Raw genomic sequence first — 10,178 nt, forward strand, 5'->3', positions numbered from 1 at the left:
GCACCACCACCACGAGAGAGGCATCCCCATGAGCGAGCAGTTCCGTCTGGTCGTCGGCTCCGACGACGCCGGCTTCGACTACAAGGAGGTCATCAAGCGTGACCTCGAGGCCGACCCGCGCGTCGCCAGCGTCGTGGACGTCGGCGTCGACGCGGACGGCCACACCGCCTACCCGCACGTCGCCGTCGACGCCGCCCGCCTGGTCGCGAACGGCGAGGCCGACCGCGCGATCCTCATCTGCGGCACCGGGCTCGGCGTCGCGATCGCCGCGAACAAGGTCCCCGGCATCCGCGCCGTCACCGCGCACGACTCCTTCAGCGTCGAGCGTTCGATCCTCTCCAACGACGCCCAGGTCCTCTGCATGGGTCAGCGGGTCGTCGGCGTCGAGGTCGCTCGGCGGATGGCGAAGGAGTGGCTCGGCTACACCTTCGACCAGAGCAGCGCGAGCGCCGACAAGGTCAACGCGATCTGCGAGTACGACGGCAGCGCCCCGGTCGGGACCGACGCGTGACCCGGGCCACGGCGACGCCCCGACTGACGATCGGGGTGTCCCTGAAGATGTACTTCGGCCACGCCCGCACGATCGCGTGGGCCGAGGCCGTGGCCGACATCGCCCGCACGCACCCGGCGGTGACCGACGGCAGCGTCGAGCTGTTCGTCATCCCGACCTTCCCGTCGCTCGTCCCCGTGCGGGCGGCGCTGACGGGTTCCGGCGTGCTCCTCGGCGCGCAGGACCTGGCATGGGCGGACGAGGGCGCCTTCACCGGCGAGGTCTCCGGGCGTGAGCTCGCGGAGATCGGCGTCGACCTCGTCGAGATCGCGCACGCCGAACGGCGCTCCCTGTTCCACGAGTCGGACCAGGACGTCGCTGGGAAGGTGCACGCCGCCTTCCGGAACCACCTGCGTCCCCTCATCTGCGTCGGCGAGTCGACCCGAGCCTCCCGGTCAGACGAGATCGCGGATGCGGTCACCGAGGTGACCGCCCAGCTCGACCGCTTCGTCCGGACCGCGGTGGCGGACGGCATCCCCGGCCCCGTCATCGTGGCCTACGAGCCGGTCTGGGCCATCGGCGCCCCGGCGCCCGCGCCCGACGACCACATCGTCGCGGTCCTCGCCGGCCTCGAGGCCCACCTCGCCACCCGGCCGGAGCTCGCCGGCAGCGTCGTCATCTACGGCGGAAGTGCCGGGCCCGGGCTGCTGACTCGGGGACGTGGCGGCATCGGCGGGCTGTTCCTCGGCCGCTTCGCCCACGACCCGGCGGCGATCCGGACGATCCTCGACGAGGCCGAGCAGCTGGGGGCCGACGCATGACCTCCCTCCTCGGACTCTCGACGTACGCCTACTTCTGGCGGATGTCCGACCGCGTGCCGGCGCCGATGTCCCTCGACGACGTCCTCCGCGATGCGGCGTCCCACGACGGCGTCGACCTGTTCCAGATCTGCGACCACCTGCCGCTCAACACCGCGTCCGACGCGCGGCTGGCGGAGCTGAAGGCCCTGGCCGACGACCTCGGCCTCGTGCTCGAGGTCGGCACCCGCGGCACCGCGCCCGAGCACCTCGCCCGGTACCTGCACGTCGCCGAGCAGCTCGGCGCCACGCTCGTCCGGTCGATGTGGACGAGCGGCGACGACCGGCCCGACGCCGCCGAGACCGAACGGCGACTGCGCCAGGCCCTGCCCGCGTACGAGGCCGCCGGCGTCACGCTCGCCCTCGAGACCTACGAGGTCGTGCCCACCGCGGACCTCGTCGCCGTCGTCGCCCGGATCGGGTCCGACCACCTCGGGATCTGCCTCGACCCGGCGAACACCGTCGCGGCCCTCGAGCACCCGGCGGACGTCGTCGCCATGACCGCCCCGTACGTCCGCAACTGGCACGTGAAGGACGCCGACTTCACCCGCAGCCCGGGCTGGGTCGGCTTCCAGTACACCGGCGTGCCGATCGGCACCGGCCGCATCGACCACGTCGCCGTCCGCGACGCGATCGACCCGCAGCCCCGGGGCATCAACCGCGTCATCGAGTTCTGGCTCCCGTGGCAGGACGACACCGTCGCCGCCGAGCCGGAACCCGGGGAGACCCCCGCACAGACCACCACCCGCATCGAGGCGGCGTGGACCGAACACACCATCGAGTACACCAGGAGCAGGGAATCATGACCGACACCGCCATCAGCCACACCACCGCAGCCGGCTCGGGCACCGCCGACGTCACCGTCGCCGTGATCGGCGCCGGCGGCAAGATGGGCACCCGCGTCTCGAACAACTTCGCCAAGAGCGAGTACACGACGCGCTACAGCGAGGCCTCGCCCGCCGGCCAGGAGCGCATCAAGGACCTCGGCCGCGAGCTGACCGACAGCATCGAGGCCGCCAAGGTCGCCGACGTCGTCATCCTCGCCGTGCCGGACGTCCTCCTCGGCACCGTCTCGGAGCAGCTCGTCCCCGAGATGCGCGCGGGTGCCACGATCCTGACGCTCGACCCCGCCGCGGCCTACGCGGGCCTCCTCGCCAAGCGCGAGGACGTCCACTACGCCGTGGCGCACCCGTGCCACCCGTCCGTGTTCCTCGAGCGGACCAGCAAGGAGGAGTGGGACGACACCTTCGGTGGCATCGCCGCCCCGCAGGAGGTCATCGCGGCCTTCGACGCCTCCGAGTCGCTCGGTGACGAGGGCGACCGTGCCAAGGCGATCGCCGAGGCCGTCATCACCACCATGTACGCCCCCGTGATCCAGGTGCACTGGGTCACCGTCAAGCAGCTCGCCGTGCTCGAGCCGACCCTCGTCGAGACGATCGCCTGCATGATCGGTGACTTCCTCCACGACGCCCTCGAGGAGACCGTGAACGGCGTCGGCGTGCCCCGCGAGGCCGCCCGCGCGATGCTCTACGGCCACACCTGGATCGCGCTGACGAACGGTCTCCGCGGCTCGAACCCCTTCTCCGACGCCTGCCACATCGCGATGGGCTACGGCCGCGAGAAGCTCATCAAGGAGGACTGGAAGCAGGTCTTCGACGACAGCGAGCTCGACAGCGTCATCGCCAAGATGCTGAAGATCGACGCGATCAAGCGCTGAGCGACCGCCCGGTCGACCCCCGCGGGCCCCAGGCCTCGTCGAGCGTGATGCTCGCGAGGCCCGGGGCCCGCAGTGCGTGCACGGCCCGGCGGAACCACGCGTCCGCCGCGGGGGAGTGCTGCTCCCGGTCCGTCGCGTCCGGCACGAACTGCGGCCCGTGGCCGTCCTCGACGTCGGCGCGCGTCACCGGGACCGGTGCCGAGGTCGCGACCGCGTTGAACCGGGGACGCAGGGTCACCGGCCCGACGTGGAGCGCTCGGCCGGCGGCCAGCCTGGAGGCACTCATCGCCACCCAGCGCAGCATCCGGACCGCTTCGGTCACCTGGGCACGGGACCGGTCGTGCATCTGCGGCGTCACGCTGAAGGTCAGGGGGCCGTCCCAGTCCCGGAAGAGCTCGATCGCCCGGTTCAGCTCGGTGAAGTGCGCGCGGGTGCCGGCGACGACCTCGAGGCCACCGTCCGCCCTGGCCGCCGCCCGGAGCGCCTGCTGCAGTGCCGGCGTGGTCACGTGGGTGCGCGGGTCGAACGCGCCGACGCGCACGACCGCGCCGCTGCTCAGTACGTCGTCGATCGCGGCGCGCAGCGCGACCGGGTCGTCGGTCACGAAGCGGACGTCGAGCGGCGCGTGGACCGCGTCCCGGCGGGCCGATGCGAGCACCGCGGCCGCGTTCGGCGCCCCGACGACCGGTTCGACCAGGACCGGCACGCCCGCTCCCAGCACGTCGTCCGGCGGACGCAGGGCCGCCGGCGCCGAGGACGCGAGCAGCTGGAGCACCGGGGCCGGAGCGTCCGTGGGGTCCTCTGCCGGGTCCTCGACCGGCGGGACGTCCGAGAGGACCGTCGCCGAGCCTCCCGTCTCCACGTGCGCGCAGCGCAGGGTGAGCGCCTGCCGGACCGTGGCGCCGGGCTCGAGCGCGACCGGGAACGGCTGCGCGAGCGGCGTCGAGTAGGTCTTGAAGGACGCGTCGGACCAGTTCCGCTGGTCCTCCATCTCGAAGACGTCCCCGGTCAGGGACATCGAGATCGCGATGGAGCCGGCGGTCCAGCGGTACCCGACCACGTCGACGGCGGGCTGGTGCGGGGCGATCCAGAGCGGGTACGACGTGATCGACGGCCGGCCGTCGGGGTGCTCCACGACCAGGGGCACCCCGGCGAGCCCGGCGGGGTGCAGCGCGACGAGACCGATGCGGTTGCGGCGGAACGCGCGGAGCGTCGTCGCGGACCCGTCCACCCGCAGGACGTCGCCCTCGATCCGCACCGCGAGCGTGTACTCGAGCACGTCGTCCCCGTCGAACCCGCTCCGCGCGGCGATCCGCACGTCCACCCCCGAGCTCGTCCGCTCCACTTTCCGCGTGACCAGGGTGTCCTCGGCGGTCCGCCAGTCGTGGTCCCGCGTGACGAACCGCACGGCGCGCAGCACCGGCGTGCCGTCGTGGGTGAGGTCCGCGACCTCGGTCCCGCGCAGCCGGAGGCGCCACGGGCCGACCGTGACGGACTCCTCGGGGGTGGCGTCCGGCCAGGCTTCCGCGCGTGCGTCGTCGTCGATCACGGCGCCAGTCAACCGCGTCCGGCGCGCGACCGCCACTTCCGGGCAACCGGTTGACCATTCCGCCCTGATCGGTACGCTGAGCGGACGGACGGGGCGACGGCGCCCCGCGGGACGGGGCAGATGCGATGACCGGGCGACTCGACGGCAAGGTGGCGCTCGTGACGGGCGCGGGATCGGGGATCGGTCGGGCGATCGCCGACCGGTTCGTGGTCGAGGGGGCACGCGTGGTCTACGCCGACCGTGACACCGACGCGGCGACGACGGCCGCCGGGGCAGCCGGTGCCCTCGCCGTCCCGCTGACGATGGACATCGCGTCCGAGCCCTCCGTCGCCGACGGCTTCGCGTCGCTCGCGGACGACGGCCTCGTGCCGGACGTCGTGGTCGCCAACGCCGGTGTGCAGCTCTTCGGCCAGGACGCCGCCGTCGCCGACGTGCCGCTCGAGGCCTGGGAACGGACGCTCGCCGTCAACCTGACGGGCACGTTCCTCACGCTCAAGCACGCCGTGCGGGCGATGCGGACCCGCGGTGGCGGCTCGATCGTCTGCACGGGCAGCCCGACGGGCCTGAACGGCGAGGGCTCGACGTTCGCGGCGTACTCGTCGACGAAGGGCGGCATCCACGCGCTCGTCCGCTCGACCGCGATGGCGTACGCAGCCGACGGCATCCGCGTCAACACCGTCGTGCCCGGCTACACCGAGACCGGGCTCGTGACGACGATCGCGACGGACCCGGAAGCGCGGGCAGCCATCGTCGCGCGCACGCCGCTCGGCCGCGCGGGCACGCCCGACGACGTGACCGGGATCATGGTCTACCTCGCCAGCGACGAGTCGTCCTTCGCGACCGGGGCCGAGTTCCGCGTCGACGGCGGCATGACGAGCCTCTAGCCCGCGACGACCGGAGCGGGCCCGTGTCGGCCCGCTCCGACCAGCGCAGGACGGCGCCGGGGTCAGCTCATCCGGGTCGACGCCACCCCGCCGTCCACGTCGATGGTGCCGCCGTGCACGAAGACGGCCTCGTCCGAGGCGAGCCACCGCACCGCGAACGCGATGTCGACCGGCCGCACGGGCACCCCCGCTGGGGTCCCGGCCGTCATCGCCGCCAGCGCGTCCGCCGAGTCCGCGTTCCCCGGCGTCGCCGTCGCGCCCGGCGCCACCGTGCTCACCCGCACGCCGCTCGGCCCGAACTCGGCCGCCCAGGCCCGGGTCAGCTGCTCGACGGCGGCCTTCGTCGCCGGGTAGAGCGCCATGAACGGCACCCCGACGCGGGCCATCCACGACCCGACGTTGACCACGACGCCGGAGCCCCGCGCCGCCATCGCCGGGGCGAGTTCGCCGACGAGCACGTGCGGTGCACGGACGTTCGTCGCCCAGAGCTCCTGCATCGCCGCGTCGGACAGGGCCGCGGTGGGGCCACCGGGGTAGACGCCGGCGTTGTTCACCAGGACGTCGACCCGACCGCCGAGGGCCTCGGTCGCCCGAGCGGCGAGGTCGCGCACGGTGTCGGGCTCGTCGGACAGGTCGGCGCGGACGACGACGGCGTCGCCGCCCTGCGCGCTGATGGCGTCGACCACCCGTTGTGCGCGCTCGGCACTGCGGCCGGACACGGCGACCCGGGCACCGGAGGCTGCGAGGACACGGGCGATCGCCTCGCCGATGCCGCTGGTCGCGCCGGTCACCAGGGCAGTGCGGCCGGCGAGCCGGTCGTCGCGGGGGAGGGACTCGAGGACTGCTTCGTTGGTCTGCATGGCATCCAGCCTCCTGGCGGCGCCGGCTCCTCGGGTTGCCCGGATCCGCGAGGTCCTTGCCCGATCCCGCACGCCCCCGGCGGTGGTGCCGCCGTCCATCGCCGAGCGGGGTTGGATGGGCCCATGGACGACGGCACCAGCGACCACCTCGACCGCGCGCTCGCGACGGCGCTCCGCCGTGTGGACGACCGCCGCACCGTGCCGGAGCTCGGGCTCACGGTGTCCCGCGTGCACGACACCACCCCGCTCGGCTACCAGCGGTACACGCCGTCGCTCTCGGTGGTGCTGGCCGGCCGCAAGCGCTCGGTCGTGGGGGACGACGACCAGGTCTGGGGCCGCGAGCACTTCATCATCACGCCCGTCGACCTGCCCGTCATCGCCGGGGTCGTCGAGACCGTGCCCGAGGTCGGCTTCGTGTCCGCCGTCTGGCAGCTCGACGCGTCCGTCGTGGCCGAGGTCGCCGGCGCGATGGCCCGCCCGACGCCCTCCGACGCGGAGCCCGGCCGGCTGGGCACCTGGACGCCAGCACTGGCCGATGCCTTCGCCCGGCTCGTCGCGCTGATGGACACGCCCGAGGACGTCCCCGTGCTCGCACCGCTCGTCAGCCGGGAGGTCGTGCTCCGACTCCTGCAGACCGACCAGGCACCGCGGATCCTGGCCGCGATCGGCACCGGCGAGGCCGAGGTCGTCGCAGCCGCCACCCGCCTGCTCACCGAGCGCACCGCCGAGCCGTGGTCGATGACGACGCTCGCCGAGGCCGTCCGCACGAGCGAGTCCACGCTCTACGCCCGCTTCCGGAGGGCCACGGGGATGTCGCCGATGCAGTACCTCAAGCGGCTCCGCCTGGGGGAGGCCAAGCGCCGGATGGTCGTCCACGGCGACACCGCGGCACAGGCCGCGTCCGCCGTCGGGTACCGCAGCGCGTCGCACTTCTCGCGGGACTACCGCGCCGCCTACGGGCGGCCACCGGCTGAGGACGCAGCCGTCGCGCGTACGCACCTCGCGCTCGTCCCGGCGTGACCTGACCACGGACAGGAGGCTCACCCGGGCCTGGCAGGACACCTCCAGACGGGGGCGAGTCTGTGACGGGCCGCAGGAACTCCCCGCCGTTCCCCAGCCGGGATCAGGTTCGTGACCAATACGTTATCTTCCCGAGTCGCCGCACCAGACGGGCGGTTCTGACCCGGAAGGAACCATGGGACGCCACGCACTGCCAGCAGGTGACGACGACCGTCGACCCGCTCCCGTCCCCAGCTCCACCTCCAGCTCGAGCTCCACCCCCGGCCCCGCTCTCCGTGCCCGCGGCCGTCGTTCCGCCGCCGGCACGGCCTTCACCCGGGCCGCCGTCGTCGAGCAGGCGCAGCCGGCCCGCGTGGTCGCCCCCGCTCCGACCCGCGTGGCACGACCGCTCGTCGCCGCAGCACCGGCTGGCGTCGCGGTCTCCCGGAAAGCCGGGCTCCGAGCCGAGCGCGCCGTCGACCCGCGGCACGTCCGCCGCGCCGCGAACGCCAGGCGTGCCGCGCTCCTGCTCGCCCCGGCCCTGGCGATCACCTCGACCCTGTCGCTGTCGATCCCGGCGAACGCCGCGACGCCCGAACCGGCTCCGCTGCACGCGACGACGACGTCCGAGCAGCTGCAGACCTTCACGGTCGCCCACGACGTCGAGGTCCCGATCATCTCCTCGGACGGCATGACCACGACGTCGGTCGTGTCGTACCCCACCCTCGTGCTCCGCTTCGGCGTCACCACCGCCCAGGCCCAGGCCGCGCTCTCGGCGGCGCTGTCGCCCGGCGGCGACCGGGCCACCGTGCTGCAGACGGCGCTGGCCTACATGGGGGACCCGTACGTCGAGGGCGGTGCGAGCCACGCCGGCATCGACTGCTCCGGGCTGACGATGGTGGCCTACCAGGCGGTCGGCATCCAGCTCGCGCACTACGTCCCCACGCAGGACGCCGTGGCGACGACCGTCCCCGAGTCCGAGGCGAAGCCGGGCGACATGGTCGTGTACGACAACGAGGACCACGTCGGGCTGTACCTCGGCGACGGCCTCGTGCTGCAGGCACCGCACCCCGGCGAGGTCGTGGACATCGTCCCGATGTACTCGGCAGCCCACCACTTCGCCCGGCTCCTGCCCGCCGGTTCCTGACGCCCCGCGTCGGATGCGTCCGGCGTGCCCTGAAGCGGACGGTCCACCGGGCCGATGGCCGCACTGCCGAGTGGGGCCGAGCCTCCCGTAAGCTGGAGTGATGGCCACCGAGACCCGCACCCCGTTCGAGGAGCAGAGCGCAGCAGCACGCTCCGCCCGACCGCAGGTGCGCCCTCGCACCGAGGGCTGGAAGCAGGCGACCGACACCGACGGCCGCCCGCTGCTGCAGTTCGCGTCGCCCAAGCGGGGCAAACCGCCCGTGCACCTCGCCGACATGACGACCGAGGAGCGCGAGGCCGCCGTCGTGGCCCTCGGCCTGCCGAAGTTCCGGGCCAAGCAGCTCGCGACCCACTACTTCACGCACTACACGTCCGACCCGGCGAAGATGACCGACCTGCCGGCGGCCCAGCGCGAGCAGCTCGTGCAGGGCATGCTCCCGCCGCTGCTCACCGAGACCCGACGCCTGGCGACGGACAAGGGCGACACGATCAAGTTCCTCTGGAAGCTGCACGACGGTGCCCTGGTCGAGTCGGTGCTGATGCGCTACCCCGGCCGGATCACCCTCTGCGTGTCGTCCCAGGCCGGGTGCGGCATGAACTGCCCGTTCTGCGCCACCGGGCAGGCCGGGCTCACACGGAACATGTCCACCGCGGAGATCATCGAGCAGATCGTCCGGGCCAACGCCGCCATCGCCGCGGGGGAGCTCGGCGGTGACCCGCGCAAGGGCGGGCAGGACCGGGTCGACGCCGAGCGGGTGACGAACATCGTGTTCATGGGCATGGGGGAGCCGCTCGCCAACTACAAGCGGGTGATGGACGCCGTCCGCCTGATGGTCGCTCCCCAGCCGAACGGCCTCGGGATGAGTGCCCGCGGGATCACCGTGTCGACCGTGGGGCTGGTGCCCGCGATGCTCAAGCTCGCGGACGAGGGGATCCCGGTCACCTTCGCGCTGTCCCTGCACGCACCCGACGACGAACTCCGCGACGAACTCATCCCGGTGAACTCGAAGTGGAAGGCCGACGAGGCGATCGACGCCGCCCACAACTACTACCTGAAGACCGGTCGACGGGTGTCGATCGAGTACGCGCTCATCAAGGACATGAACGACCACGCCTGGCGTGCCGACCTGCTCGCGGAGAAGCTCAACAAGCGCGGCAAGGGCTGGGTGCACGTGAACCCCATCCCGCTCAACCCGACCCCCGGCTCCGTGTGGACGTCGTCCGAGGTCCACGTGCAGGACGAGTTCGTCCGCCGACTCAACGCCGCAGGCATCCCGACGACCCTCCGCGACACCCGCGGCAAGGAGATCGACGGCGCCTGCGGGCAGTTGGCCGCGGCGGAGTAGTCCTCCTTCCACGACAGCAGGCACGGTGCACATGCACCGTGCCTGTCGTCGTTCCGGGAGTCGCGGCCGGTGTTCCTCGCCCGGATCTCCGCTGGTCACACCGGGTCTGCCCGGCGTTCACCTGGGCGCGACACGCCCGGGTGCGACGACGGTTGGCGGGGCCCTGGGGCCGTGTGTAAAGTAATCACTCGTTGCCGCTGATGCGGAGAACGGAACGGCCGAGACGGTCACAGGGTGAACAACCTGAGACGCAGTCCGGACGGGGTCCCGGTCAGGCAACCGCCACCGATGTTCGTCATGGGTGGTCAACCAAGAACGAATGCCTCTCTG

The 10,178-nt window shown here is 72.9% G+C and carries 10 protein-coding genes; 8 read left to right on the top strand and 2 right to left on the bottom strand.

All coding sequences use genetic code 11. The features are described from left to right. The first annotated feature begins 28 nt into the window (after window positions 1-28). Genes OXR63_RS03415 through OXR63_RS03430 form a run of 4 tightly spaced genes read left to right on the top strand, consistent with a single transcriptional unit; the run spans window position 29 to window position 3,064 of the window. The gene (locus tag OXR63_RS03415; protein WP_267420074.1) at window positions 29-511 is read left to right on the top strand and encodes a ribose-5-phosphate isomerase; all 483 of its coding nucleotides are present in this window, start codon (window positions 29-31) and stop codon (window positions 509-511) included. Next, window positions 508-1,311, top strand: a complete 804-nt coding sequence (locus OXR63_RS03420; protein ID WP_267420076.1) for a triose-phosphate isomerase family protein — start codon at window positions 508-510, stop codon at window positions 1,309-1,311. The genes OXR63_RS03415 and OXR63_RS03420 overlap by 4 nt, the downstream gene beginning before the upstream one ends. After that, the gene (locus tag OXR63_RS03425) at window positions 1,308-2,153 is read left to right on the top strand and encodes a sugar phosphate isomerase/epimerase family protein (protein WP_267420077.1); all 846 of its coding nucleotides are present in this window, start codon (window positions 1,308-1,310) and stop codon (window positions 2,151-2,153) included. Before OXR63_RS03420 ends, OXR63_RS03425 begins: the two co-directional genes overlap by 4 nt. Then, complete coding sequence (locus OXR63_RS03430; protein WP_267420078.1) at window positions 2,150-3,064, top strand: phosphogluconate dehydrogenase C-terminal domain-containing protein; 915 nt, start codon at window positions 2,150-2,152, stop codon at window positions 3,062-3,064. Before OXR63_RS03425 ends, OXR63_RS03430 begins: the two co-directional genes overlap by 4 nt. Here OXR63_RS03430 and OXR63_RS03435 read toward each other — a convergent pair. Beyond that, on the bottom strand, window positions 3,054-4,613 hold the full coding sequence (locus tag OXR63_RS03435) for a hypothetical protein (protein WP_267420079.1): 1,560 nt from the start codon (window positions 4,611-4,613) through the stop codon (window positions 3,054-3,056). The two genes, OXR63_RS03430 and OXR63_RS03435, sit on opposite strands and share 11 nt — an antisense overlap. Window positions 4,614-4,738: 125 nt before the next feature. Between OXR63_RS03435 and OXR63_RS03440 the strand changes: the two genes are divergently transcribed. Beyond that, window positions 4,739-5,497, top strand: coding sequence for an SDR family NAD(P)-dependent oxidoreductase (locus OXR63_RS03440; RefSeq protein WP_267420080.1), 759 nt, complete (start codon window positions 4,739-4,741; stop codon window positions 5,495-5,497). Between the two features lie 62 nt (window positions 5,498-5,559). On the opposite strand, the gene OXR63_RS03445 is transcribed toward OXR63_RS03440, so the two are convergent. Then, the gene (locus OXR63_RS03445; protein WP_267420081.1) at window positions 5,560-6,357 is read right to left on the bottom strand and encodes an SDR family NAD(P)-dependent oxidoreductase; all 798 of its coding nucleotides are present in this window, start codon (window positions 6,355-6,357) and stop codon (window positions 5,560-5,562) included. A gap of 123 nt (window positions 6,358-6,480) precedes the next feature. Here OXR63_RS03445 and OXR63_RS03450 point away from each other — a divergent pair, with 123 nt between their 5' ends. The 3 genes from OXR63_RS03450 to rlmN all read left to right on the top strand — a co-directional run bounded on the left by OXR63_RS03450 (window position 6,481) and on the right by rlmN (window position 9,848). Further along, a complete protein-coding gene (locus OXR63_RS03450) occupies window positions 6,481-7,377 on the top strand; it encodes an AraC family transcriptional regulator (RefSeq protein WP_267420082.1) in 897 nt (298 codons plus the stop codon). A gap of 175 nt (window positions 7,378-7,552) precedes the next feature. Then, window positions 7,553-8,503, top strand: coding sequence for a C40 family peptidase (locus OXR63_RS03455; RefSeq protein WP_267420083.1), 951 nt, complete (start codon window positions 7,553-7,555; stop codon window positions 8,501-8,503). A gap of 100 nt (window positions 8,504-8,603) precedes the next feature. Continuing rightward, window positions 8,604-9,848 (top strand): 23S rRNA (adenine(2503)-C(2))-methyltransferase RlmN, encoded by a 1,245-nt coding sequence (rlmN, locus tag OXR63_RS03460; RefSeq protein ID WP_267420085.1) that lies wholly within the window; start codon window positions 8,604-8,606, stop codon window positions 9,846-9,848. Window positions 9,849-10,178 lie beyond the last annotated feature (330 nt).

It is taken from the genome of Curtobacterium sp. GC_Cur_3 (assembly GCF_026544205.1).
Lineage (GTDB): Bacteria > Actinomycetota > Actinomycetes > Actinomycetales > Microbacteriaceae > Curtobacterium.

Excerpts from the sequence above, each read along its gene's own strand:
- OXR63_RS03415 (WP_267420074.1), top strand. The coding sequence starts at position 29 with ATGAGCGAGCAGTTCCGTCTGGTCGTCGGCTCCGACGACGCCGGCTTC.
- OXR63_RS03425 (WP_267420077.1), top strand. The coding sequence starts at position 1,308 with ATGACCTCCCTCCTCGGACTCTCGACGTACGCCTACTTCTGGCGGATG.
- OXR63_RS03430 (WP_267420078.1), top strand. The coding sequence starts at position 2,150 with ATGACCGACACCGCCATCAGCCACACCACCGCAGCCGGCTCGGGCACC.
- OXR63_RS03440 (WP_267420080.1), top strand. The coding sequence starts at position 4,739 with ATGACCGGGCGACTCGACGGCAAGGTGGCGCTCGTGACGGGCGCGGGA.
- OXR63_RS03445 (WP_267420081.1), bottom strand. The coding sequence starts at position 6,357 with ATGCAGACCAACGAAGCAGTCCTCGAGTCCCTCCCCCGCGACGACCGG.
- OXR63_RS03450 (WP_267420082.1), top strand. The coding sequence starts at position 6,481 with ATGGACGACGGCACCAGCGACCACCTCGACCGCGCGCTCGCGACGGCG.
- OXR63_RS03455 (WP_267420083.1), top strand. The coding sequence starts at position 7,553 with ATGGGACGCCACGCACTGCCAGCAGGTGACGACGACCGTCGACCCGCT.
- rlmN (WP_267420085.1), top strand. The coding sequence starts at position 8,604 with ATGGCCACCGAGACCCGCACCCCGTTCGAGGAGCAGAGCGCAGCAGCA.